We start from the raw sequence: 21,302 nt of genomic DNA, 5'->3' as shown, positions 1-21,302 counted from the left end.
TGTTCCCGGCCTGAAGGTGGGCAACTCATAACCGCATTATTGATGGGGATTTACGGATGAAACTGAAAAACACCTTGGGCGTCGTCATCGGTTCGCTGGTGGCTGCCACTTCTCTGAACGTGCTGGCTCAAGGCCAAGGCGCCGTTGAAATCGAAGGCTTCGCCAAGAAGCAGTACTTCGACAGCGCCCGCGATTTCGACAACAACGGCAACCTGTTCGGCGGCTCCATCGGTTACTTCCTGACCGACGACGTCGAACTGCGCCTGGGCTACGACGAAGTGCACAACGCCCGTGCCGAAGATGGCCGCAACATCAAGGGCTCCAACACTGCCCTGGATGCCCTGTACCACTTCAACGCCCCGGGTGACAGCCTGCGTCCGTACATCTCCGCCGGCTTCTCCGACCAGAGCATCGGGCAGAACGGCCGCGGTGGCCGCAACGGTTCCACCTTCGCCAACCTGGGCGGTGGTGCCAAGCTGTACTTCACCGAGAACTTCTACGCCCGTGCCGGCGTCGAGGCTCAGTACAACATCGACCAGGGCGACACCGAGTGGGCCCCGAGCATCGGTATCGGCCTGAACTTCGGTGGTGGCTCCAAGCCGGCCCCGGTAGCCGAGCCGGTAGCCGAGCCGGTTGTTGAAGAAGTCGCGCCGACTCCGGAGCCGGCCGAAACCGTTCGCGTCGAGCTGGACGTGAAGTTCGACTTCGACAAGGCCAAGGTCAAGGAAGAAAGCTACGGCGACATCAAGAACCTGGCCGACTTCATGAACCAGTACCCGCAGACCAGCACCACCGTTGAAGGCCACACCGACTCCGTCGGCACCGACGCCTACAACCAGAAGCTGTCCGAGCGCCGTGCCGGTGCCGTTCGCGAAGTCCTGGTCAACCAGTACGGCGTGAGCGCCGAGCGCGTGGGTTCGGTCGGCTACGGCGAGTCCCGCCCGGTTGCCGACAACGCCACCGAAGCTGGCCGCGCGGTGAACCGTCGCGTGGAAGCTGCCGTGGAAGCCCAGGCCAAGTAACAGGCCCAGGCGCTAAGCAAGAAACCCGGCCCCGGCCGGGTTTTTTGTTGCCTGCGATTTGTCATGCCGGCGTCATCAGATCGCCATGCCCCTGCGTTGCAATCGATGCAAACGACGAGGGCCGGGCTATGCGACTGTGCGTGATCGGGGCGGGGTATGTGGGGCTGGTGACGGCATGCTGCTTCGCCGAAATGGGCAACCGGGTGGTCTGCGTCGAGCGCGACCCGTTTCGCGTGGCGCGCCTGCAGCGCGGCGAGGTGCCGATCTACGAACCCGGCCTGGAGCCCCTGCTGCGGGCCCATCTGGCCAGCGGCCAACTGAGCTTCACCAGCGAACTGGCCGAGGGCCTGGCAGGCGCCGAGATCGTGTTCATCGCCGTCGGCACGCCGACCGGCGAGGATGGCTCGGCCGACCTCAGTCATGTGCTGGCGGTGGCCGACCAGCTTGGCCTCCAGCTGACGGCCCCTTGCCTGGTGGTCGACAAGTCCACCGTACCGGTCGGCACGGCCGAACGGGTGGCCCAGCGCATCCAGCGTGGCCTGAGCGCCCGCGGGCTGCGCGTGCGCGTGCGGGTTGCGAGCAATCCCGAGTTCCTCAAGGAAGGCAGCGCCGTCGAGGACTTCATGCGCCCGGACCGCGTGGTGCTGGGCTGCGACGAAGGAGAGAGCGCCGAGCAGCTGCGCCGGCTCTACGCTCCTTTCCTGCGCAACCATGAGCGGGTGCTGCTGATGGGCGTGCGCGCGGCCGAGTTCACCAAGTACGCGGCCAATGCCTTCCTCGCCACCAAGATCTCCTTCATGAACGAGATGGCCGGGATCTGCGCGCGCCTCGGCGTGGATATCGAGGACGTGCGCCGCGGCATCGGCAGCGACAAGCGTATCGGCACCCACTTCATCTATGCCGGCTGCGGCTACGGCGGCTCGTGCTTTCCCAAGGACGTGCGCGCGCTGATCCGTACGGCCGAACTGGAGGGCTTCGAGCCCGGCATCCTGCGGGCCGTGGAGGCGCGCAATGCGCTGCAGAAGACTTTGCTGTTCCAGGCCCTGCGCGAGCACTTCAACGGTCATCTGCAGGGGCGGGTGGTGGCGCTCTGGGGGCTGGCCTTCAAGCCAGGCACCGACGACCTGCGCGAGGCGCCCAGCCTGGTGCTGCTCGATGCCCTGCTGGCGGCCGGCGCGCGGGTGCAGGCCTGCGATCCGGTGGCCTGCGGCGCGCTGGCCGGGCGCTACGCCGAGGCGCTGGAGAGCGGCCAGCTGCGCCTGGGCGAATCGCCTTACGCGGCGGTAGAGGGGGCCGACGCCCTGGTCCTGGTGACCGAGTGGAAACAGTTCCGCCAGCCGGACTTCGCGCGCATCCGCGGGGCCATGCGCATGCCGGTGCTGTTCGACGGGCGCAATATCTACGAGCCGGCAGAAATCGCCGCCCTGGGCTTTCTCTACCGTGGCATCGGCCGGCCGCAGGCGGGGCATTGTAAGGCCAGCGCCGCCTGATTAGACTGCGCGGCAATTCAGCCCCTCGCAGTACCAAGGATTGCCATGATCAAGAAATGTCTGTTTCCGGCTGCCGGCTACGGCACCCGCTTCCTGCCGGCCACCAAGGCCATGCCCAAGGAGATGCTGCCGGTGGTCAACAAGCCGCTGATCCAGTACGGCGTCGAGGAAGCCCTGGAAGCGGGCTTGAGCGAGATTGCCATGGTCACCGGCCGCGGCAAGCGCGCCCTGGAAGACCACTTCGACATCAGCTACGAGCTGGAGCATCAGATCCAAGGCACCGACAAGGAGAAGTACCTGGTCGGCATCCGCCGCCTGATCGACGAGTGCAGCTTCTCCTACACCCGCCAGGTCGAGATGAAGGGCCTGGGCCACGCCATCCTCAGCGGTCGCCCGCTGATCGGTGACGAGCCGTTCGCCGTGGTGCTGGCCGACGACCTGTGCTTCAACCTCGAAGGCGACGGTGTGCTGCAGCAGATGGTCAAGCTGTACAACCAGTTCCGCTGCTCCATCGTCGCCATCCAGGAAGTGCCGAAGGAAGAGACCTCCAAGTACGGCGTGATCGCCGGCGAGATGATCCGCGACGATATCTACCGGGTGAACAGCATGGTCGAGAAGCCCAAGCCGGAGGACGCCCCGTCCAACCTGGCGATCATCGGCCGCTACATCCTCACCCCGGACATCTTCGAGCTGATCGAGCAGACCGAGCCGGGCAAGGGCGGCGAGATCCAGATCACCGACGCGCTGATGAAGCAGGCCCAGGACGGCTGCGTGATCGCCTACAAGTTCAAGGGCAAGCGCTTCGACTGCGGTGGCGCCGAGGGCTACATCGAGGCGACCAACTTCTGCTACGAGAACCTGTACAAGACCGGCCGGGCCTACTGAGCCTGACCGTCTGCCACGAGGCCACCTGCGGGTGGCCTCGTCGTTTCGGGCTTTTCTATCAAGGAATGGGCATTGCCTGCGAACCCGGCCCCAGTGGCTGGCCGTAGCTGAACTCGACGTAGTTGCCGGCCGGGTCGCGCAGGCCGCAGTAGTAGCCGACCGGGTAGGGCTCGTCGCGCGGCGCCCAGATCAGGCAGCCGGCTGCGGCGGCGCGGGCGGCGACGGCGTCCACTGCCGCGCGGCTGTCGAGGGCGAAGCCGAAGTGGCTGTAGTCGTCGGCGGCCAGGTTGCGGTCGCTGCCGCCGGGCATGATGACGAAGATGAACTCGTGTTCCTTGCCCGGCTCGGCCATCCAGACGATGCGCGAGCCCTTGCCGGCGCGCTCATGGATCACCTGCAGGGCGCAGAAGTCGCGGTAGAAGGCGATGCAGGCGTCCAAGTCGGGCACATGCAGGGCGATATGGGTGAGGGTGGGGCGCATGGCTAATCCTCCGCAGTCGCTTTCAGCATACACGCGAGCCTTCTCCGGTATGCTTGCGCGATTGCAAGGAGACCCGTCCATGACCCATGACTTCGACCTGTTCGTGATCGGCGCCGGCTCCGGTGGCGTGCGCGCCGCCCGTTTCGCCGCCGGCTTCGGTGCCCGCGTGGCGGTGGCTGAGAGTCGCTACCTGGGCGGCACCTGCGTCAACGTCGGCTGCGTGCCGAAGAAGCTGCTGATCTATGGCGCGCACTTCGCCGAGGACTTCGAGCAAGCCGCCGGCTTCGGCTGGAGCCTGGGCGAGGCAGACTTCGACTGGCCGACCCTGATCGCCAACAAGAACCGCGAGATCCAGCGCCTCAACGGCATCTACCGCAACCTGCTGGTCGGCAGTGGCGTCAGCCTGCTGGAAGGCCACGCGCGCATCCTCGACCCGCACTGCGTCGAAGTGAACGGCCAGCGCTACAGCGCCAGGCACATCCTCATCGCCACCGGCGGCTGGCCGCAGATTCCCGAGATTCCTGGCAAGGAGCTGGCCATCAGCTCCAACGAGGCCTTTCATCTGCAGCAACTGCCGCGCCGCGTGCTGGTGGTCGGCGGCGGCTACATCGCCGTCGAATTTGCCTCGATCTTCCACGGCCTCGGCGCGCAGACCTCGCTGCTCTATCGCGGCGAGCTGTTCCTGCGCGGTTTCGACGGCGCGGTGCGCCGCCACCTGCGCGAGGAACTGGAGAAGAAGGGCCTCGACCTGCAGTTCAACAGCGATATCGCGCGCATCGAGCGCCAGGCCGACGGCAGCCTGCTGGCCACCCTGCGCGACGGCCGCCGGCTGGAAACCGACTGCGTGTTCTACGCCACCGGCCGCAGGCCCATGCTGGACAACCTGGGCCTGGAAAACACCGGCGTCGAGCTGGACGAGCGCGGCTTCATCCGCGTCGACGAGCAGTACCAGACCGCCGAGCCGTCGATCCTCGCCCTGGGCGACGTGATCGGCCGGGTGCAGCTGACCCCCGTGGCTCTGGCCGAGGGCATGGCCGTGGCGCGCCGGCTGTTCCGCCCCGAGGAATACCGTCCGGTGGATTACCGCAACATTCCCACCGCCGTGTTCAGCCTGCCGAACATCGCCACCGTCGGCCTTACCGAGGAACAGGCGCGGGCCGAGTGCTATGCGGTGAAGGTCTTCGAGAGCCGCTTCCGGCCGATGAAGCTGACCCTCACCGAATGCCAGGAGCGCACCCTGATGAAGCTGGTGGTGGATGCCGACACCGACCGCGTACTGGGCTGCCACATGGTCGGCCCGGAGGCGGGCGAGATCATCCAGGGCCTGGCGGTGGCGATCAAGGCCGGTGCCACCAAGCGCGTGTTCGACGACACCCTGGGCATCCATCCGACGGCGGCCGAGGAGTTCGTCACCCTGCGCACGCCGGTGGGAGCCTGATGCCGGCACGGCGGGCCTTGAGGTAAACTCCGCGGCCCGCCACCGTCCGTGAACTCCGCCATGCAGCAGCTTTTCTACCTCTCCGACCTGTTCGGCGTCGCCGTCTTCGCCATCACCGGCGCCCTGATGGCCGGGCGCAAGTCCATGGACCTGTTCGGCGTGCTGGTCATCGCCATCATCACCGCCCTCGGCGGCGGCACCCTGCGCGACCTGATTCTCGACAACCATCCGGTCAGCTGGATCCGCAACGACACCTACATCCTCATCGCCTCCATCGCCGCGGTCGGCACCGTGCTCTGGGTGCGCCTGACCCAGCCGATCCACGAGCGCGGCCTGCTGATCGCCGACGCCTTCGGCCTGGCCGTATTCACCGTGATCGGCACCGAAGTGGCGCTGCAGCACAACGTGCCCTACAGCACCGCGGTGATCATGGGCGTGATGACCGGCGTGGCCGGTGGGGTGATGCGCGACGTGATCTGCAACGAGATACCGCTGATCTTCCAGAAGGAAATATACGCCACCGCCTGTATCCTCGGCTCGCTGGTGTTCATCGGCCTGCGCGAGCTGGATACCCCGCACTGGCTGGACACCGGCATCGCCATGCTGGTGGTGCTGCTGACCCGCCTGGCGGCGATCCGCTGGCACCTGTCGCTGCCGCGTTTCCATTTGCTGGACCGCGACTGAGCAATTTTCCCGGCTTTCACCCAGACTATTCGGCAACTGCGAGGCGAGGTGGCCAATGGAACCGATGCTGGATGAGCGCGGCAAGCTGCCGCCACTGGAACGACTGATCGCCTGCCACGAGTGCGACCTGCTGATGCTCCATCCGCACCTGGACGAGGAGCAGAAGGCCTGCTGCCCGCGCTGTGGCTACGAGATGCTGGTACGCCGCGCGCACATGCGCCGGCGCGCCCTGGCCCTGGTGCTGACCGCGCTGATCCTGTTCGTGCCGGCCAACTTCCTGCCCATCATGAGCCTCAACCTGCTCGGCCAGAATGCCGTGGATACGGTGTGGAGCGCGGTCGTCGGCATGTATCACACGGATATGCAGGGCGTTGCCGTGGTGGTGTTCCTGTGCAGCATGCTGATCCCGCTGCTCAAGCTGCTGTGCCAGCTGTTCGTCCTGCTCAGCCTGCCCAGGCCAGCCTGGCGGCCCTATGCCATCGGCTACTATCGCCTCTATCACCACCTGCGCGAGTGGGGGATGCTGGAGGTCTACCTGTTCGGCATCATCGTCTCCATCGTCAAGCTGATCGACATGGCCGAACTGCACCTGGGCATCGGCCTGGCCTGCTTCATCGCCCTGATGCTGGCGCAGATCTGGCTGGAAGTGACCATGTCGCCGCACCAGGTGTGGGAAGCCCTGGACGGCGCGGAGGATGAACATGCGCGCGCTTGATGCCGGCATCATCGTCTGCGACGAATGCCACAAGCTGGAATACCTGCGTGAAGGCGAGGAGCAGCACTGCGGCCGTTGCGGCGCCCGCCTGCACGCCCGCCGGCCCAACAGCATTGCGCGCACCTGGGCGCTGCTGATCACCGCCGCCATCCTCTACATCCCGGCCAACCTGCTGCCGATCATGACCGTCAGTTTCCTCGGCAAGGGCATGCCCTCGACCATCATGGGCGGCGTCATCGAGCTGATCCAGGCCGACATGCTGCCGATCGCCCTGGTGGTGTTCGTCGCCAGTATCTTGGTGCCCACCTTCAAGCTGGTCGGCATCGCCCTGCTGCTTTACTCGGTGCAGCGCCACCAGCCGATGTCGGCGCGCCAGCGCATCCTCATGTACCGCTTCATCGAATGGATCGGGCGCTGGTCGATGCTCGACATCTTCGTCATCGCCATCCTGGTGGCGCTGGTCAACTTCGGCAACCTGGCGACCATCTCCGCCGACCTCGGCGCCGCCGCCTTCGCCACCGTGGTGATCCTGACCATGCTGGCGGCGGTGACCTTCGACCCACGCCTGATCTGGGACAACACCGACACCGAGCAGGAAGAGACCGTCAGCCCGCAGGCCAGCCAGGGCTGAGCGCTGTGCGGACCCCTCAGTCGGGGCGCTGCGCCTTCTTCCAGTCGTCGGTCAGCAGGCCGGCGAAGCCCCAGTCCTCCTCGGCGATTTCCTGAATCACCACATGGGTGTGTTCGGGCTTCTTGCCCAGGACGCGCACCAGCGAATCGGTGATGTCCTTGACCAGCTGCGCCTTCTGCTCGCGGCTGGCGCCTCGGGTGATCTGCACATTGACGTAGGGCATGGGGAATGGCTCCGGGGCAAGGAGGGTGGCGTGGCCACCCTGTTTCATAGCGGCGTGGGCCCAGCCGAGAGCCACTGCCGAATGGATTCCGGGGCTGCGGGCGCATTGAGCTCGCGCTTCTTTCCTGCGAAGGACTGGTAGAGCGCTTGATGCCGACGCAGCCCGTACTCATCGTCGCGAGTTGCGTAGGTCCGAACCCAGGCGATGAGGTTGTCCAGGTTGGCATCCTGTTCCTGGCGCGTGGAGAACTTCTCGGGCTCCCAGGGCCGGGCACGGCAATGTGCGATGCAGGTATCGATGCCCGGATTGAGAAAGATCAGTGCCTCGCACTCATTCACTACGGCCGCGATGATGTCCGCATAGCAGCCCTCGATGATCCAGCTGCTATGCGCGGCAATAAACTCCCGCACCTCGGCAATGCTGTCTTCCAGCGAGCGCCGCTGCGCCCCCTCGAGAAAGGCCACTTGATCCAGGGACAGCCGCGCGGCCGGACTATGGACCTGTAAGTGATGGGCCAGGGTGCTTTTTCCGGCACCGGCGTTACCCAGGAGAATGACTTTCATGGTTCGATCTCGCTGCTTTGGATCAGTCGTGCAGTTCCGCTAGATCGCGATACAGCTCCAGCGCCTGGGGGTTGGCCAGGGCGTCGGTGTTCTTCACCGGCTTGCCATGCACCACGTTGCGCACCGCCAGCTCGACGATCTTGCCGCTGATGGTACGCGGGATGTCGGCCACGGCGACGATCTTGGCCGGCACATGGCGTGGGGTGGTGTTGGCGCGGATCACCTGGCAGATGCGCTGCTTGAGCTCGTCGTTCAGCGTCACGCCTTCACGCAGGCGTACGAACAGCACCACGCGCACGTCGCCGTCCCAGTCCTGGCCGATGGCAATGGACTCCAGCACTTGCTCGATCTTCTCCACCTGGCGGTAGATCTCGGCGGTACCGATGCGCACGCCGCCGGGGTTGAGCACGGCGTCGGAGCGGCCGTGGATCACCAGGCCGCCGTGCTCGGTCTGCTCGGCGTAGTCGCCGTGGGCCCACACGCCAGGGAAAGTCTCGAAGTAGGCGCCGTGGAACTTGGCGCCGCCTTCGTCGTTCCAGAAGCCCACCGGCATGGAGGGGAAGTGGCGGGCGCAGACCAGCTCGCCTTTCTCGCCAATGACCGGCTGGCCGGCCTCGTTCCACACCTGCACATCCATGCCCAGGCCCTTGCATTGCAGCTCGCCGCGCCAGACCGGCAGGGTCGGGTTGCCGAGGGCGAAGCAGGAGACGATGTCGGTGCCGCCGGAGATGGAGGACAGGCAGAGGTCCGCCTTGATGTCGCGGTAGACGTATTCGAAGCTCTCGTGGGCCAGCGGCGAGCCGGTGGAGAGGATGGCCTTCAGCCGGCTCAGTTCGTGCGTCTCGCGCGGCTTGGCGCCGGCCTTTTCCAGGGCGGCGATGAACTTGGCGCTGGTGCCGAAGATACTGATGTTCTCGGCGTCGATCAGGTCGATCAGGCGCTCGGCCGTGGGATGGAATGGCGATCCATCGAACAGCACCAGGGTGGCGCCCAGGGCTAACCCTGAGACCAGCCAGTTCCACATCATCCAGCCGCAGGTGGTGTAGTAGAACAGGGTGTCGTTGGCCGTCAGGTCCGTATGCAGGCCGAGTTCCTTGACGTGCTGCAGCAGGGTGCCGCCGACGCCATGGACGATGCACTTGGGCACGCCCGTGGTGCCGCTGGAGTAGAGGATGTACAGCGGCTGTTCGAAGGGCACCGGGGTGAAGCCGGGCTCGCCGCCGGCCTGGTAGAAGTCTTGCCACAGGCTGACACGGGCGGCGGTGCGGAAGTCGCTCGCCTGGGCTTCGAGGCGGGAGTAGGGCACCACCACCAGTTGCTGCAGCGAGGGCAGGCGTTCGAGGATTTCGTTGAGCTTGGTGGTCAGGTCAAGGTTCTTGCCAGCGTAGCGGTAGCCGGCGGCGGCGATCAGCACCTTGGGTTCGATCTGGCCGAAGCGGTCGATCACGCCCTGGGTGCCGAAGTCCGGCGAGCAGGACGACCAGGTTGCGCCGAGGCTGGCGGTGGCGAGCATGCCGACCACCGTCTGCCAGGTGTTGGGCATGAAGGCGGCGACGCGATCGCCAACCCCGACACCGGCGGCCTTGAGGCTCTGTTGCAGGCCGGCGACATGGGCGGCCAGCTCGGCGTAGGAGAGCTGCTCGCGCGAGCCGTCCTCGCCGATGGCGACCAGCGCCGGTTGGCCATCGCGGCGACGCAGCAGGTGTTCGGCGAAGTTCAGGGTGGCGCCGGGGAACCAGTGCGCGCTGGGCATGGCCGCACCCTCGCGCAGCAGCGCCTCGGGCTGGCGCGTGAAGCGCACCTCGAAGAAGTCGACGATGGCCTGCCAGAACGCCTCGCGCTGCGCCACGCTCCAGGCGTGCAGGGCCGGGTAGTCGGCCAGTTGCAGCCCATGGCGCTGGTTGATGAAGCGACGGAACGCGTCCATGCGGGTGGCGGCGATGCGTTCGGCAGACGGTGTCCAGAGCGGTTGTTGCATCTCTATTCCTCGGTGGTTCTTGTCGCGCACAGCCTAAAGAGTTGATCGCTGCCCGCTACAGGCTGTGCCGCGGGGCTGCGCGATCCCCCGCAATGCCTCCGTGGCGTGGCTGCTACGGGGCGGTGCTTGCGGCATTCGGCCTGCGTTGCGGGCTTTACAGCCTGTCAGGAAAAGCTGACAGGGCCTCGGGCCGATCATTCGTTCAGCGCTGTTGCTGGGCCAGCCGGGCCTTGGCCACGCGCGAGCCGTTGTCGCGGCCGAGCACCTGGCAGATGCGTGCGCCGGCGTCGATCAGCTTGTCCAGGTCGATGCCGGTTTGGATGCCCATGCCCTGCAGCAGGTAGAGCACGTCCTCGGTGGCGACGTTGCCGGTGGCGCCCTTGGCGTAGGGGCAGCCGCCCAGGCCGGCAACCGAGCTGTCGAACACGGCGATGCCTTCCAAAAGGCTCGCGTAGATATTGGCCAGGGCCTGGCCGTAGGTGTCGTGGAAGTGCCCGGCCAGCTTGTCGCGCGGAATCTCGCGGCCGACCACCTCGAACAGGTGGCGGGTCTTGCCGGCGGTGCCGGTGCCGATGGTGTCGCCCAGCGAAACCTCGTAGCAGCCCATGGCGAACAGCTCACGCGCCACGGCGGCGACTTGCTCCGGCGCCACTTCACCTTCGTAGGGGCAACCGAGTACGCAGGAGACATAGCCGCGCACTGTTATGCCGTGGGCCTTGGCCGCCTCCATCACCGGCACGAAGCGCTGCAGGCTCTCGGCGATGGAGCAGTTGATGTTCTTCTGCGAGAAGGCCTCGCTGGCGGCGGCGAATACCGCTACTTCCTTCACGCCGGCCCCGACCGCGGCCTCGAAGCCCTTGAGGTTGGGGGTGAGGGCGCCATAGACCACGCCGGGCTTCTGCACGATGCCGGAGAACACCTCGGCGCTGCCAGCCATCTGCGGCACCCACTTGGGCGAGACGAAGCTGCCCACCTCGATATAGCTGAGGCCGGCGGCGCTCAGGTCGTCGGTCAAGCGTACCTTGTCGGCCACGCTGATCGGCTGTTTCTCGTTCTGCAGGCCGTCGCGCGGGCCGACCTCGACCAGGCGGACATGTTGCGGCAGGTTCATCGCGTTCTCTCTCGCTTCGTGGGTGGCCTTCAGGCCTCTTCCAGCTCTACCAGGGCGGCGCCTTCGCCGACCATGTCGCCCTCGGCGCAGTACAGTGCCTTGACCGTGCCGGCGTGGGGCGCGCGGATGCTGTGCTCCATCTTCATGGCCTCCAGCACCACCAGGGCGGCGCCAGCCTCCACGGCCTGGCCGGGTTCGACCAGCACGCGCACGATACTGCCGTTCATCGGTGCCGTCAGCCCGCCGTGCTGGGCGTGGCTGGCCTCGGCCTCGGCGATCGGGTCGACCTTGCGCACCTCGTGCAGGCGGCCCTGCCATTCCAGATACAGCGTATCGCCGCGGCGGATGGCGCGGTGGGCAAGGCGCAGGCCGTCCTGTTCTATCCACAGTTGTTCGCCCAGCAGCTTCGACTGCAGCGCGCTGCGCAGGTGTACGGTCTGGCGCTGCTCGCCGCAGCTCAGCTGCAGGTCGGTCTCGCTGGCCAGGCCGGCGCGCCAGCCGAGGTTGCCGCTCCACGGTGAGTGATAATCCTCGTGGCTGCGGCGCGGCGCTTCGCTGTGCAACCAGGCTTCGCCGGCCAGTTGCCAGAACTCGGTGGGCAGCTCGGCCACGGTCGGCAGCAGTTGTTCCTGGTGACGGGCGATAAAGCCAGTATCCAGTTCCGCGTTGGCGAAGGCCGGGTGGGCCAGCACGCGGCGCAGGAACGGCAGGTTGCTGGCAAAGCCACCGACGGCGGTTTCCTCCAGCATGGCCAGCAGGCGCTGGCGGGCCTGCTCGCGGTCCTCGCCCCAGGCGATCAGCTTGGCCAACATCGGGTCGTAGAAGGGCGAAACGATGTCGCCCTCGGCCACGCCGCTGTCCACCCGTCGGCCTGGGCCTGCGGCCGGTTCGCGATACAGCTTCAGGTCGCCGGAGGCGGGCAGGAAGTCGTTATCGGTGTCCTCGGCGTACAGGCGCACCTCGATGGCGTGGCCATTGAGCGGCACCTGATCCTGGCTGATCGGCAGCGCCTCGCCACGGGCCACGCGGATCTGCCAGGCCACCAGGTCGAGGCCTGTAATGGCTTCGGTAACCGGGTGTTCCACCTGCAGGCGGGTGTTCATTTCCATAAAGAAGAACTGGCCGCGGGCGTCCAGCAGAAACTCCACGGTGCCGGCGCCGACATAGCCGATGGCCTGGGCGGCCTTGACCGCCGCCTCGCCCATGGCCCGGCGCAGCTCGGGCGAGAGGCCCGGGGCCGGCGCTTCCTCGACCACCTTCTGGTGGCGCCGCTGGATCGAGCAGTCACGCTCGTTGAGGTACAGGCAGTTGCCATGGCTGTCGGCGAACACCTGGATCTCCACGTGGCGCGGCTGCAGCACGTATTTCTCCACCAGCATGCGCGAGTCGCCGAAGGCGGACTGGGCCTCGCGCTGGGCGGATTCCAGGGTCTCGGCCAATTCGGCTTCGCGCTCGACCACCTTCATGCCCTTGCCACCACCGCCGGCGGCGGCCTTGAGCAGCACCGGATAGCCGATGCGTGCAGCGGCGACGCGGAAGGTCTCCACGTCCTGGGCCTCGCCGTGGTAGCCGGGCACCAGCGGCACGCCGGCGTCTTCCATTAGTGCCTTGGCCGCGGACTTGCTGCCCATGGCGTCGATGGCGGAGGCGGGCGGGCCGAGGAACACCAGGCCGGCGGCCTCGATGGCGCGGGCGAAGCCGGCATTCTCGGAGAGGAATCCGTAGCCCGGGTGGATGGCCTGGGCGCCGCTGGCCTTGGCCGCGGCGATGATCTTGTCGATCAGCAGGTAGCTGTCGGCTGGCTTGGCGCCGCCGAGGTTCACCGCCATGTCGGCTTCGCGCACATGGCGGGCGCCTGCGTCGATGGCGCTGTGCACGGCCACGGTCTTCAGGCCCAGGGCCTTGGCGGTGCGCATCACCCGGCAGGCGATCTCGCCACGGTTGGCCACCAGCAGGGTGTCGATGTGCGTGCGGCTCATGCTTGCGGCTCCTGCCAGGCGGGCGTGCGTTTTTCCAGGAAGGCGTTGAGCCCCTCCTGGCCTTCGGGGCTGACGCGGATGCGGGCGATGGCGTTCTCGGTGTAGCGGCGCAGGGGCGGGCTGAGCACGCCGCTGGCCACTTCGCGCAGCAGGTCCTTGCTGGCCTGCATGGCCTGCGGGCTGTTGAGCAGCAGGTTGGCCACCCAGGCCTCGACCTGGGCGTCCAGCTCGGCGGCCGGGTAGGCCTCGGCCAGCAGGCCCAGCTCGCGGGCGCGGTTGCCGGAGAAGCGTTCGGCGGTCAGCGCGTAGCGGCGTGCGGCACGCTCGCCGAGGGCCTGGACCACGAAGGGGCTGATCACCGCTGGGGCCAGGCCGATGCGCACTTCGGACAGGCTGAACAGCGCGTCGTCCGTGCCGATGGCCATATCGCAACAGCTGACCAGGCCCACCGCACCGCCGAAGGCCGCGCCCTGGACCACGGCCAGGGTCGGGATCTTCAGGGCGTTGAGGTTGTACATCAGCTCGGCCAGCTCGCGGGCGTCATTGAGGTTGGCGTTGTAGTCGAGCTTGGCCGAGGCCTGCATCCAGGCCAGGTCGGCGCCGGCGGAGAAGTGCCTGCCACGGCCGCGCAGCAGCAGGAAGCGCAGGGTCTTGTCAGCGGCGATCAAGTCGAGGGCGAGGATCAGCTCGCGGATCATTTCGGCGTTGAACGCGTTGTTCTTGTCCGGACGGTTAAGCCACAGGGTGGCGAAGCCGCGCGGGTCTTTTTCCAGCTGTACGGTGGTGAAGTCGGTCATAGCGGCTCCAGGTATTCTGCTGTTGCTCCCTCGCCCCCTGCTGCATAAACAGGTGCAGGGAGAGGGTTTGGGAGAGGGTGGCTGTGGCAGCGCTTCTTCTCTCTCCCCCGGCCCCTCTCCCGCAAGCGGGAGAGGGGAGTTGATGTCACATCCGGAACACGCCGAACTGGGTCGGCTCGATGGGCGCATTGAGGCTGGCGGACAGGGCCAGGCCGAGCACGTCGCGGGTCTGCGCCGGGTCGATCACGCCGTCGTCCCACAGGCGGGCGCTGGAGTAGTAGGCGTGGGCCTGCTGTTCGTACTGGGCGACGATGGGCTGCTTGATGCGCGCTTCCTCCTCGTCGCTGAACGGGTGGCCGGCGCGGGCGGCCTGCTCGCGCTTGACCTGCACCAGCACGCCGGCGGCCTGCTCGGCACCCATCACGCCGATCCGCGCGTTGGGCCACATCCACAGGAAGCGCGGATCGTAGGCGCGGCCGCACATGCCGTAGTTACCGGCGCCGAAGCTGCCACCGATGATCACGGTGAATTTCGGCACCCTGGCGCAGGCCACGGCGGTGACCAGCTTGGCGCCGTGCTTGGCGATGCCGCCTTCCTCGTACTTCTTGCCGACCATGAAGCCGGTGATGTTCTGCAGGAACAGCAGCGGGATGCCGCGCTGGCAGGCCAGTTCGATGAAGTGCGCGCCTTTCTGCGCAGCCTCGGCGAACAGGATGCCGTTATTCGCCAGGATCGCCACCGGGTAGCCATGGATATGGGCAAAGCCGCAGACCAGGGTGGTGCCGAACAACGCCTTGAACTCATCGAATTCACTGCCGTCGACCACCCGCGCGATCACTTCGCGCACATCGAAGGGCTGTTTGGCGTCGGCTGGGATCACTCCGTACAGCTCCTCGCTGCTGTACAGCGGGGCGAGCGGGGCGCGGGTCTGTAGCTGGCCGAGCTTGCGCCAGTTGAGGTTGGCGATGCAGCGCCGGGCGATGGCCAGGGCGTGCTCGTCGTCATCGGCGTAATGGTCGGCCACGCCGCTGGTCTTGCAGTGCACATCGGCACCGCCCAGTTCTTCGGCCGTCACGACCTCACCGGTGGCGGCCTTCACCAGCGGCGGGCCGGCCAGGAAGATGGTGGCCTGGTTGCGCACCATGATGGTCTCGTCGCTCATCGCCGGCACATAGGCGCCGCCGGCGGTGCAGGAGCCCATCACGACTGCAATTTGGGGAATCCCAATCGCGCTCATATTGGCCTGGTTGAAGAAGATGCGGCCGAAGTGCTCGCGGTCGGGGAACACTTCTTCCTGGCGTGGAAGGTTGGCGCCGCCGGAGTCCACCAGGTAGATGCACGGCAGGCGGTTCTGCTGGGCGATGGTCTGCGCGCGCAGGTGCTTCTTCACGGTCAGCGGGTAGTAGCTGCCGCCTTTCACCGTGGCGTCGTTGGCGATGATCATGCACTCGACGCCTTCCACCCGGCCGATGCCGGCGACCACGCCGGCGGCCGGCACGTCCTCGCCGTACACCTCATGGGCAGCCAGCTGGCCGACTTCGAGGAAGGGCGAACCGAGGTCCAGCAGGCGGTTGATGCGCTCGCGCGGCAGCAGCTTGCCGCGCGAGGTGTGGCGCTCCTGGGCCTTGGCGCCGCCGCCCTCGTGGACGCGGGCGAGCAGGGCACGCAGGTCGTTGACCTGGGCGAGCATGGCCGCCTGGTTGGCGGCGAACTCCGGCGAACGGGTGTTGATCTGGGTATGCAGGATGGCCATCTGGCGCGCTCCGATTTTGCTTTTATCTCCCCTCTGCCCGCTTGCGGGAGAGGGGCCGGGGGAGAGGGTGGTGCAGGCCGCTCCGGCCCTCTCCCTAACCCTCTCCCACAAGTGGGAGAGGGGACTGTCCGTGCCTTACTTGGTCTCGTTGAACAGCTCGCGGCCGATCAGCATGCGGCGGATCTCGCTGGTGCCGGCGCCGATCTCGTAGAGCTTGGCGTCACGCAGCAGGCGGCCGGCCGGGTACTCGTTGGTGTAGCCGTTGCCGCCGAGCAGCTGGATGGTGTCCAGGGCCATCTTGGTGGCCATCTCGGCGGTGTAGAGGATCACCGCGGCGGCGTCCTTGCGCGATTCCTCGCCGCGGTCGCAGGCCTTGGCCACGTTGTACAGGTAGGACTTGGAGGCGTTCATGCCGGCGTACATGTCGGCCAGCTTGCCCTGCACCAGCTGGAACTCGCCGATCGACTGCTTGAACTGCTGGCGCTCGTGCACGTAGGGCAGCACCACGTCCATGCAGGCGCTCATGATCCCGGTCGGGCCGCCGGAGAGCACGGTGCGCTCGTAGTCCAGGCCGCTCATCAGCACGCGCACGCCGGCACCCTCGGCGCCGAGGATGTTCTCCTCCGGCACTTCGCAGTCCTCGAACACCAGCTCGCAGGTGTTGGAGCCGCGCATGCCCAGCTTGTCCAGCTTCTGGTGGCGGGAGAAGCCCTTGTAGTCGCGTTCGACGATGAAGGCGGTCATGCCGCGCGAGCCGGCGTTGATGTCGGTCTTGGCGTAGATCACGTAGGTGTGGGCGTCCGGGCCGTTGGTGATCCACATCTTGTTGCCGTTGAGCACGTAGCGGTCGCCGCGCTTCTCGGCGCGCAGCTTCATCGACACCACGTCGGAGCCGGCGTTGGGCTCGCTCATGGCCAGGGCGCCGATATGTTCGCCGGAGCACAGCTTGGGCAGGTATTTCTGCTTTTGCGCCTCGGTGCCGTTCTTGCGGATCTGGTTCACGCACAGGTTGGAGTGGGCGCCGTAGGACAGGCCGACCGAGGCGCTGGCGCGGCTGATCTCTTCCATTGCCACCACGTGGGCCAGGTAGCCCATGTTGGTGCCGCCGTACTCCTCTTCGACTGTCATGCCGAGCAGGCCCATGTCACCGAACTTGCGCCACATGTCCATGGGGAACTCGTTGTCGCGGTCGATCTGCGCCGCACGCGGGGCCAGCTCGGCCTGGGCGAACTGGTAGACCGCGTCGCGGAGCATGTCGATGGTCTCGCCGAGACCGAAGTTGAGGGTCGGGTAGCTCATGGTTCCACCTGTGATTGTCTTTGTTAGGTTTGGTAGATAAGTGCCTGTCAGGCTTGAGTTTGTTCGAGCGCTGCGAGGCAGCGCTCCTCGGCCGTGTCGAGCTCCAGTTGCATCTGCCGGATGTCCAGCAACTGCTGTTCGAGCTGGGCGCGGCGCTCGGCGATCTTGCTCATGAAGGTCTCCAGCTGCAGGCGGTTGCCGCCGGCCGGGTCGTACAGTTCGATCAGTTCCTTGCATTCGGCCAGGGAGAAGCCGATGCGCTTGCCGCGCAGGATCAGCTTGAGGGTGACCTTGTCCTTGGCGCTGTAGACCCGCTCCTGGCCGCGCCGTTCGGGGGCCAGCATGCCCTGTTCCTCGTAGAAGCGGATGGCGCGGGTGGTGATGTCCAGCTCGCGGGCCAGGTCGGAGATGCTGTAGTTGGCGGCCATGGGCAACCCTGGGAAGTCTGCTTTACGTTAACGTAAGGCAGGTTGACGTTAACGTCAACGTCAGGTGCAAGGCCGGCGACACTGGGACTGGCAGGCATAAAAAAGCCCCGCAGGTGCGAGGCTTATGATTCAGTAGCTTAGCGCATCAAGCTGAAGTCTTTGCTTCACTCTCGGCACGTTTTTCCTGGACGCCGATCTGCTGCGCCAGCTCGATCAGTTGTTCGCGCATCCAGCGGTTGGCCGGGTCCTGGTCGGTGCTTTCGTGCCAGTACAGGTGGGTTTCCAGGGCCGGCACGTCGCTGACCGGCAGCGCCGCGAAGTGCAGGCCGTGGCGGCGGGCGAAGCGTTCCGGCACGGTCATCAGCATGTCGGTGGCCTGCAGCACGCTGGAGGCCATCAGGTAGTGCTGCGAACGCAGGGCGACCTTGCGCTGCAGGCCCATCTTGCCCAGCGACAGGTCGATGTAGCCGAGGCCGCTGCGGCGGCTGGAGATCTGGATATGCGCCTGCGACAGGTACTCGTCCAGGCTCAGCTTGTCCTTGGCCAGCGGGTGGCCGGGGCGCATGGCGCACACGTAGCGGTCTTCCATCAGCTTGACGTGGCGCACCTGCGGGTCGGTGTTGAGCGGGGCATCGACGGCGAAGTCCAGGCGGCCGGCGGCCAGCTCCTTGGTGGTTTCGCGGCGCTTGGCCTGGAAGCTCTCGATCTGCACCGCCGGGGCCAGCCGGCGCAGGCGCTGGAACAGCGGCGGCAGGAGGATCTGCTCGGAGAGGTCGGTCATGCTGATGCGGTAGGTCTTGCTCGCCTGCTTGGCATCGAAGGTGCGGCTCTCCTGCACCGACACGCGCAGCAGCTGCAGGGCGTTGCGCACCGGGCCGATGATGTTCTGCGCCATCGGCGTGGGCACCATGCCCTGGGCGGTGCGCACGAACAGCGGGTCGTTGAAGGTCTCGCGCAGGCGGGCCAGGGCGTTGGACACGGCCGGCTGGGTGATGCCGACGATCTGCCCGGCGCGGGTCAGGTTGGCCTCGGTGTAGATGGCATCGAAGACGATGAAGAGGTTGAGGTCTACCTTGTTCAGATTCATGGTCTTCTCCGTGCTTCAAGCCTTATCTCATATTGCTTATGAATGTTGATAAGGCAGGAAAATAGCTTAGATAAATCGTGGGTGCTGTTCTAGCATCATTCCACATCGAAGCCAACCACCAAGGTGTCCCCATGGATTTCGCCTATTCCCCCAAGGTTCAGGAACTGCGTGAGCGCGTCACCGCGTTCATGGAAGCCTATGTCTACCCGGCCGAAGCCGTGTTCGAAGAGCAGGTCAACCAGGGCGACCGCTGGCAGCCGACCGCGATCATGGAGGAGCTGAAAGCCAAGGCCAAGGCTGAGGGGCTGTGGAACCTGTTCCTGCCGGAATCCGAGTACGGCGCCGGCCTGACCAACATGGAATACGCGCCGCTGGCCGAGATCATGGGCCGTTCGCTGATCGGCGCCGAGCCGTTCAACTGCTCCGCGCCGGACACCGGCAACATGGAGACCCTGGTGCGCTACGCCAGCGAGGCGCAGAAGAAGCAGTGGCTGGAGCCGCTGCTGTCCGGCGAGATCCGCTCCGCCTTCGCCATGACCGAGCCGGGCGTGGCCTCCTCGGACGCCACCAACATGCAGGCCAACGCCGTGCGCGACGGCGACGAGTGGGTGATCAACGGCCGCAAGTGGTGGACTTCCGGCGCCTGCGATCCGCGCTGCAAGATCATGATCTTCATGGGCCTGACCAACCCGGACGCGCCGCGCCACCAGCAGCACTCGATGATCCTGGTGCCGAGCGACACCCCCGGGGTGAAGATCGTCCGCCCGCTGCCGGTGTTCGGCTACGACGACGCTCCGCACGGCCACGCCGAGGTGGTGTTCGAGAACGTCCGCGTGCCTTATGAGAACGTGCTGCTCGGTGAGGGTCGCGGCTTCGAGATCGCCCAGGGCCGCCTCGGCCCAGGCCGCATCCACCACTGCATGCGCTCCATCGGCATGGCCGAGCGCGCGCTGGAGCTGATGTGCAAGCGTGCCGTCAGCCGCACCGCCTTCGGCAAGCCGCTGGCGCGCCTGGGCGGCAACATCGACCACATCGCCAACTCGCGCATCGAGATCAACCAGGCCCGCCTGCTGACCCTGAATGCCGCCTACATGATGGACACCGTGGGCAACAAGGTGGCCGCCAGCGAGATCGCCCAGATCAAGGTGGTGGCGCCCAACGTCGCGCTCAACGTGATCGACCGCGCCATCCAGATCCACGGCGGCGCCGGCGTCTCCAATGACTTCCCGCTGGCCTACTGGTACGCCATGCAGCGCACCCTGCGCCTGGCCGACGGCCCGGACGAGGTGCACCGTGCCGCCATCGGCAAGTACGAAGTGGGCAAGTACGTGCCGCGTGACATGATGAAAGCCAGCCGCTGACCGCGATGGCAATGCACGAGGCCCGCATCTGCGGGCCTCGTCGTTTCTGGCTAATCGGATGCAGACTGCCCCCTCTCCCCTCGGGGAGAGGGCCGGGGAGAGGGGGCTTGGTCGGATTGCGGATTCTTACCCTCTCCCCCAGCCCCTCTCCCGTAAACGGGAGAGGGGAGCCGCGCTGCGTTCGTTTCAGCCTTCCTTGCCGTCCTCGGCCAGGCTCTTCTGGTTCAGCCAGCCCAGGCGCAAATGCAGCTGGGCGGCGAAGGTGCGCGCCGCCAGTTCCTCATGAAAGGTCAGGCTGCGCCGGCCCATCTGCACCTGCCAGAGTATCCGGCCCTTGCGTTCCAGCCTGTCGATCCGCACTTCCATCAGGACTCCTGCTCGTGGCGATTGCGAGTTCTCAGTAGCGACAGCAGCACGCCGCCGGCCAGCAGGCCGAAGGTTACGCCAAGGGAGAGCAGGGCGGGAATCTTGCCGATGAAACCGTGCAGGAAAATCTTGCCGCCGATGAACACCAGTACCAGCGCCAGGGCGTACTTCAGGTAGACGAAGCGGTGCATCAGCGCGGCCAGGGCGAAGTACAGCGAGCGCAGGCCGAGGATGGCGAAGATGTTCGAGGTGTAGACGATGAACGGGTCCTGGGTGATGGCGAACACCGCCGGCACGCTGTCCACGGCGAACACCAGGTCGGCCAGCTCGATCAGCACCAGGGCGAGGAACAGCGGTGTCGCGTAGAGCAGATGATGCGTGGCGCCTTCCGGGCGCTTGCGCACGAAGAAGCGCCCCTCGTGCAGTTCATCGGTCACCCGGATATGCCGGCGCAGGAAACGCAGCAGGGGATTCTGCGCCAGGTCCGGGTGCTGCTCCTCGCGGCTGAACAGCATCTTCACCCCGGTGAACAGCAGGAAGGCGCCAAACACGTAGAGAATCCAGTCGAACCGCTGCACCAGCGCCGTGCCCAGGCCAATCATGATGGCGCGCAGCACGATGACCCCGATGATGCCCCAGAACAGCACCCGGTGCTGGTAGCGCCGGGGTATGCCGAAGAAGCCGAAGATCATCGCCATGACGAACACGTTGTCCATCGACAGCGACTGCTCCACCAGCAGGCCGGTGTAGAACTCCAGGGCACTCTGCGCGCCCAGCTCGTGCCAGACCCACAGGCCGAACAGCACGCCGACGCTGAAGTAGCCGCTGTACAGCAGCAGGCTCTCGCGCATCTCGATCTCGTGCTGGTCGCGATGGAGGATGCCGAGATCGAGTACCAGCAGGGCGATGACGATGCCGAGGAAGCTCAGCCACAGCCAGGTGGCCGTGCCGAGCATGGGGGTGTTGAGGAAGTCGAGTAGCTGATCCATGGGCCCCTCCGTCGCCGCCTGA

General features: G+C 66.4%; 21 protein-coding genes. 8 read left to right on the top strand and 13 right to left on the bottom strand.

What is annotated here, in order from left to right:
- Nucleotides 1-56 precede the first annotated feature (56 nt).
- From DMO17_RS14205 to galU, 3 genes are all read left to right on the top strand, one after another.
- Nucleotides 57-1,022, top strand: a complete 966-nt coding sequence (locus tag DMO17_RS14205; protein WP_110683147.1) for an OmpA family protein — start codon at nucleotides 57-59, stop codon at nucleotides 1,020-1,022.
- A gap of 128 nt (nucleotides 1,023-1,150) precedes the next feature.
- Nucleotides 1,151-2,512: a UDP-glucose dehydrogenase family protein gene (locus DMO17_RS14200; protein ID WP_110683146.1), complete on the top strand. Its 1,362-nt coding sequence runs from the start codon at nucleotides 1,151-1,153 to the stop codon at nucleotides 2,510-2,512.
- A 45-nt stretch (nucleotides 2,513-2,557) separates the two neighbouring features.
- The gene (gene galU / locus DMO17_RS14195) at nucleotides 2,558-3,397 is read left to right on the top strand and encodes a UTP--glucose-1-phosphate uridylyltransferase GalU (protein ID WP_110683145.1); all 840 of its coding nucleotides are present in this window, start codon (nucleotides 2,558-2,560) and stop codon (nucleotides 3,395-3,397) included.
- Nucleotides 3,398-3,455: 58 nt separating this feature from the next.
- On the opposite strand, the gene DMO17_RS14190 is transcribed toward galU, so the two are convergent.
- Nucleotides 3,456-3,878, bottom strand: coding sequence for a VOC family protein (locus DMO17_RS14190; RefSeq protein ID WP_110683144.1), 423 nt, complete (start codon nucleotides 3,876-3,878; stop codon nucleotides 3,456-3,458).
- A 79-nt stretch (nucleotides 3,879-3,957) separates the two neighbouring features.
- Here DMO17_RS14190 and gorA point away from each other — a divergent pair, with 79 nt between their 5' ends.
- From gorA to DMO17_RS14170, 4 genes are read left to right on the top strand one after another with little or no spacing between them, the layout of a single operon-like run.
- Entirely contained in the window at nucleotides 3,958-5,316 is a 1,359-nt protein-coding gene (gene gorA / locus DMO17_RS14185; RefSeq protein WP_110683143.1) for a glutathione-disulfide reductase, read from the top strand.
- A gap of 60 nt (nucleotides 5,317-5,376) precedes the next feature.
- Nucleotides 5,377-6,000 (top strand): trimeric intracellular cation channel family protein, encoded by a 624-nt coding sequence (locus DMO17_RS14180; protein WP_110683142.1) that lies wholly within the window; start codon nucleotides 5,377-5,379, stop codon nucleotides 5,998-6,000.
- Between the two features lie 55 nt (nucleotides 6,001-6,055).
- Nucleotides 6,056-6,715 (top strand): paraquat-inducible protein A, encoded by a 660-nt coding sequence (locus DMO17_RS14175; protein ID WP_110683141.1) that lies wholly within the window; start codon nucleotides 6,056-6,058, stop codon nucleotides 6,713-6,715.
- Entirely contained in the window at nucleotides 6,702-7,346 is a 645-nt protein-coding gene (locus DMO17_RS14170) for a paraquat-inducible protein A (protein ID WP_110683140.1), read from the top strand. Before DMO17_RS14175 ends, DMO17_RS14170 begins: the two co-directional genes overlap by 14 nt.
- Nucleotides 7,347-7,362: 16 nt before the next feature.
- On the opposite strand, the gene DMO17_RS14165 is transcribed toward DMO17_RS14170, so the two are convergent.
- The 10 genes from DMO17_RS14165 to DMO17_RS14120 form a co-directional block, all read right to left on the bottom strand.
- Entirely contained in the window at nucleotides 7,363-7,569 is a 207-nt protein-coding gene (locus DMO17_RS14165; RefSeq protein ID WP_110683139.1) for a tautomerase family protein, read from the bottom strand.
- Nucleotides 7,570-7,613: 44 nt separating this feature from the next.
- A complete protein-coding gene (locus DMO17_RS14160) occupies nucleotides 7,614-8,132 on the bottom strand; it encodes a P-loop NTPase family protein (RefSeq protein WP_110683138.1) in 519 nt (172 codons plus the stop codon).
- Nucleotides 8,133-8,154: 22 nt separating this feature from the next.
- Entirely contained in the window at nucleotides 8,155-10,110 is a 1,956-nt protein-coding gene (locus DMO17_RS14155) for an acetoacetate--CoA ligase (RefSeq protein ID WP_110683137.1), read from the bottom strand.
- 202 nt (nucleotides 10,111-10,312) lie between these two features.
- Complete coding sequence (locus tag DMO17_RS14150; protein WP_110683136.1) at nucleotides 10,313-11,221, bottom strand: hydroxymethylglutaryl-CoA lyase; 909 nt, start codon at nucleotides 11,219-11,221, stop codon at nucleotides 10,313-10,315.
- Nucleotides 11,222-11,250: 29 nt separating this feature from the next.
- Nucleotides 11,251-13,200: an acetyl/propionyl/methylcrotonyl-CoA carboxylase subunit alpha gene (locus tag DMO17_RS14145; RefSeq protein WP_110683135.1), complete on the bottom strand. Its 1,950-nt coding sequence runs from the start codon at nucleotides 13,198-13,200 to the stop codon at nucleotides 11,251-11,253.
- Nucleotides 13,197-13,997 carry a gamma-carboxygeranoyl-CoA hydratase gene (locus tag DMO17_RS14140; protein ID WP_110683134.1) on the bottom strand — a complete coding sequence of 267 codons (801 nt, stop codon included), beginning with the start codon at nucleotides 13,995-13,997 and terminating at the stop codon, nucleotides 13,197-13,199. The genes DMO17_RS14145 and DMO17_RS14140 overlap by 4 nt, the downstream gene beginning before the upstream one ends.
- Nucleotides 13,998-14,142: 145 nt before the next feature.
- The gene (locus DMO17_RS14135) at nucleotides 14,143-15,750 is read right to left on the bottom strand and encodes a carboxyl transferase domain-containing protein (RefSeq protein WP_110683133.1); all 1,608 of its coding nucleotides are present in this window, start codon (nucleotides 15,748-15,750) and stop codon (nucleotides 14,143-14,145) included.
- Nucleotides 15,751-15,885: 135 nt separating this feature from the next.
- A complete protein-coding gene (locus DMO17_RS14130) occupies nucleotides 15,886-17,049 on the bottom strand; it encodes an isovaleryl-CoA dehydrogenase (protein ID WP_110683132.1) in 1,164 nt (387 codons plus the stop codon).
- Nucleotides 17,050-17,096: 47 nt separating this feature from the next.
- The gene (locus DMO17_RS14125) at nucleotides 17,097-17,477 is read right to left on the bottom strand and encodes a MerR family transcriptional regulator (RefSeq protein WP_110683131.1); all 381 of its coding nucleotides are present in this window, start codon (nucleotides 17,475-17,477) and stop codon (nucleotides 17,097-17,099) included.
- Between the two features lie 145 nt (nucleotides 17,478-17,622).
- The gene (locus DMO17_RS14120) at nucleotides 17,623-18,564 is read right to left on the bottom strand and encodes a LysR family transcriptional regulator (protein WP_110683130.1); all 942 of its coding nucleotides are present in this window, start codon (nucleotides 18,562-18,564) and stop codon (nucleotides 17,623-17,625) included.
- Between the two features lie 131 nt (nucleotides 18,565-18,695).
- Here DMO17_RS14120 and DMO17_RS14115 point away from each other — a divergent pair, with 131 nt between their 5' ends.
- Complete coding sequence (locus DMO17_RS14115) at nucleotides 18,696-19,925, top strand: acyl-CoA dehydrogenase (protein WP_110683129.1); 1,230 nt, start codon at nucleotides 18,696-18,698, stop codon at nucleotides 19,923-19,925.
- Between the two features lie 186 nt (nucleotides 19,926-20,111).
- Here the strand turns inward: DMO17_RS14115 and DMO17_RS14110 are convergent, their stop codons facing one another.
- Nucleotides 20,112-20,291 carry a hypothetical protein gene (locus DMO17_RS14110; protein ID WP_309146487.1) on the bottom strand — a complete coding sequence of 60 codons (180 nt, stop codon included), beginning with the start codon at nucleotides 20,289-20,291 and terminating at the stop codon, nucleotides 20,112-20,114.
- Nucleotides 20,291-21,280, bottom strand: coding sequence for a TerC family protein (locus tag DMO17_RS14105; RefSeq protein WP_110683127.1), 990 nt, complete (start codon nucleotides 21,278-21,280; stop codon nucleotides 20,291-20,293). Before DMO17_RS14105 ends, DMO17_RS14110 begins: the two co-directional genes overlap by 1 nt.
- Nucleotides 21,281-21,302: the final 22 nt, after the last annotated feature.

The sequence above is a fragment of the Aquipseudomonas alcaligenes genome, from assembly GCF_003205495.1.
Taxonomy (GTDB): domain Bacteria; phylum Pseudomonadota; class Gammaproteobacteria; order Pseudomonadales; family Pseudomonadaceae; genus Aquipseudomonas; species Aquipseudomonas alcaligenes_B.
This window is presented reverse-complemented; position numbering and strand designations above follow the sequence as displayed.

What these genes read in the sequence shown, in the direction of transcription:
- DMO17_RS14205 (WP_110683147.1), top strand. Translation starts at nt 57, where the DNA reads ATGAAACTGAAAAACACCTTGGGCGTCGTCATCGGTTCGCTGGTGGCT.
- DMO17_RS14200 (WP_110683146.1), top strand. Translation starts at nt 1,151, where the DNA reads ATGCGACTGTGCGTGATCGGGGCGGGGTATGTGGGGCTGGTGACGGCA.
- galU (WP_110683145.1), top strand. Translation starts at nt 2,558, where the DNA reads ATGATCAAGAAATGTCTGTTTCCGGCTGCCGGCTACGGCACCCGCTTC.
- DMO17_RS14190 (WP_110683144.1), bottom strand. Translation starts at nt 3,878, where the DNA reads ATGCGCCCCACCCTCACCCATATCGCCCTGCATGTGCCCGACTTGGAC.
- gorA (WP_110683143.1), top strand. Translation starts at nt 3,958, where the DNA reads ATGACCCATGACTTCGACCTGTTCGTGATCGGCGCCGGCTCCGGTGGC.
- DMO17_RS14180 (WP_110683142.1), top strand. Translation starts at nt 5,377, where the DNA reads ATGCAGCAGCTTTTCTACCTCTCCGACCTGTTCGGCGTCGCCGTCTTC.
- DMO17_RS14175 (WP_110683141.1), top strand. Translation starts at nt 6,056, where the DNA reads ATGGAACCGATGCTGGATGAGCGCGGCAAGCTGCCGCCACTGGAACGA.
- DMO17_RS14170 (WP_110683140.1), top strand. Translation starts at nt 6,702, where the DNA reads ATGCGCGCGCTTGATGCCGGCATCATCGTCTGCGACGAATGCCACAAG.
- DMO17_RS14165 (WP_110683139.1), bottom strand. Translation starts at nt 7,569, where the DNA reads ATGCCCTACGTCAATGTGCAGATCACCCGAGGCGCCAGCCGCGAGCAG.
- DMO17_RS14160 (WP_110683138.1), bottom strand. Translation starts at nt 8,132, where the DNA reads ATGAAAGTCATTCTCCTGGGTAACGCCGGTGCCGGAAAAAGCACCCTG.
- DMO17_RS14155 (WP_110683137.1), bottom strand. Translation starts at nt 10,110, where the DNA reads ATGCAACAACCGCTCTGGACACCGTCTGCCGAACGCATCGCCGCCACC.
- DMO17_RS14150 (WP_110683136.1), bottom strand. Translation starts at nt 11,221, where the DNA reads ATGAACCTGCCGCAACATGTCCGCCTGGTCGAGGTCGGCCCGCGCGAC.
- DMO17_RS14145 (WP_110683135.1), bottom strand. Translation starts at nt 13,200, where the DNA reads ATGAGCCGCACGCACATCGACACCCTGCTGGTGGCCAACCGTGGCGAG.
- DMO17_RS14140 (WP_110683134.1), bottom strand. Translation starts at nt 13,997, where the DNA reads ATGACCGACTTCACCACCGTACAGCTGGAAAAAGACCCGCGCGGCTTC.
- DMO17_RS14135 (WP_110683133.1), bottom strand. Translation starts at nt 15,750, where the DNA reads ATGGCCATCCTGCATACCCAGATCAACACCCGTTCGCCGGAGTTCGCC.
- DMO17_RS14130 (WP_110683132.1), bottom strand. Translation starts at nt 17,049, where the DNA reads ATGAGCTACCCGACCCTCAACTTCGGTCTCGGCGAGACCATCGACATG.
- DMO17_RS14125 (WP_110683131.1), bottom strand. Translation starts at nt 17,477, where the DNA reads ATGGCCGCCAACTACAGCATCTCCGACCTGGCCCGCGAGCTGGACATC.
- DMO17_RS14120 (WP_110683130.1), bottom strand. Translation starts at nt 18,564, where the DNA reads ATGAATCTGAACAAGGTAGACCTCAACCTCTTCATCGTCTTCGATGCC.
- DMO17_RS14115 (WP_110683129.1), top strand. Translation starts at nt 18,696, where the DNA reads ATGGATTTCGCCTATTCCCCCAAGGTTCAGGAACTGCGTGAGCGCGTC.
- DMO17_RS14110 (WP_309146487.1), bottom strand. Translation starts at nt 20,291, where the DNA reads ATGGAAGTGCGGATCGACAGGCTGGAACGCAAGGGCCGGATACTCTGG.
- DMO17_RS14105 (WP_110683127.1), bottom strand. Translation starts at nt 21,280, where the DNA reads ATGGATCAGCTACTCGACTTCCTCAACACCCCCATGCTCGGCACGGCC.